This is a genomic window from Thauera phenylacetica B4P (genome assembly GCF_000310225.1).
Taxonomy (GTDB): Bacteria; Pseudomonadota; Gammaproteobacteria; order Burkholderiales; family Rhodocyclaceae; genus Thauera; species Thauera phenylacetica.
In genome coordinates this window covers 1-1,101 of record NZ_AMXF01000485.1, presented here as the reverse complement: position 1 = coordinate 1,101, position 1,101 = coordinate 1, and the positions used below count along the sequence as shown (strand labels likewise).

Sequence of the window (1,101 nt, the reverse complement as noted above, 5' to 3'; positions counted from 1 at the left end):
AGCGCGCGGGCTCGTCGGCGAGCGCGCGCGCGCGCTGCGGCGGCGCGCTCGGCAGGCGGGTGGTGGCGCCCTTGGCGAGGATGTCGAGATAACCGGCGAAGGCCTTGCGCTGCACGCACAGGGCGTCGTGGGCGGTGTCGTCCACATACCAGGTCGGCACCCCGGGAAGCAGGCCGGAGGCCCAGCTCACCGTGCCGTCGCCCTCGCGGCCGGCGATGAAGGCGATGCGCTTGCGGCCGGAGAGCCAGCTGTCCTCGTCGTGGTCCTGCAGTTCGTAGTCGATCACCGTGGCGCGCTGGCAGCCGGCGACGTAGGCCATGCAGGCCGGCTCGGGCGGCGCTGCGCGCAGCAGGCTCCAGGTCTCGCGCGCGCTGCGCAGGGCCTCCTCGGGCGGGATCTTCCAGCGCGCCTGGAGGGACTCGCGCAACAGCGTCCACCGCGCCGGGTCGGCGAAGTCGGGGTCTTCCGGGGCGAAGGGCAGCAGCTCGACCAGGCCGGGGTATTCGCGCACCAGGTCGACGACCTCGCTGGTGCTGCGGGTGAAGTCGAGCAGGGCGAGGCGGGCCTGGGTGGGGTTGAAGCCGGTGAGCCAGCGCACCGCCTCGTAGGAGCCGAGGTTGGGCGTGCCCAGCATGAGCAGGCGGCTGCCGGGCAGGCGGGTGATGCGCTGCCAGACGGCGGCGCCGCGTCCGCCGTCGGCGATCATCGCGCGCGCCACCAGGCCGCCCATGGAGTGCGCGACCAGATACACCGGCTGGCCCTCGCGCTCGGCCTGGGGCAGCCAGGCTTCGAGCGCCGCGGCGAGGCGGGCGGCGGCGGCGCGTACCGACAGCCGCCAATCGTAGGGAAAGATCTCGACGCGGTGGTGCTCGGCGAGGAACTCGAGCAGCGGGCCGTAGAAGTCGTCGAGCAGGTCGTCGGCCGAGACCTCGCGCGCACCGAGTGCGATCTTGCCGAGTCCGCCGCGCAACAAGGTGAAGTAGTGCAGCCACACCGCCCGCCCGCCGGCGCTCAGCGCGCTGCCCATGGTGCCCGGCAGCATGACGGTGAGCGGACGCGGGCCGCCGCCGCGCGCACGGCGCACGGCCTCGCGCCAGCGCG

Annotated in this window: 1 protein-coding gene; it reads right to left on the bottom strand. The window is 74.4% G+C overall.

The window, feature by feature from the left end; all coding sequences use genetic code 11:
• Window positions 1-1,101: alpha/beta hydrolase (locus tag C667_RS23200; RefSeq protein WP_004389701.1), on the bottom strand; the 1,101-nt coding region annotated here is incomplete at both ends.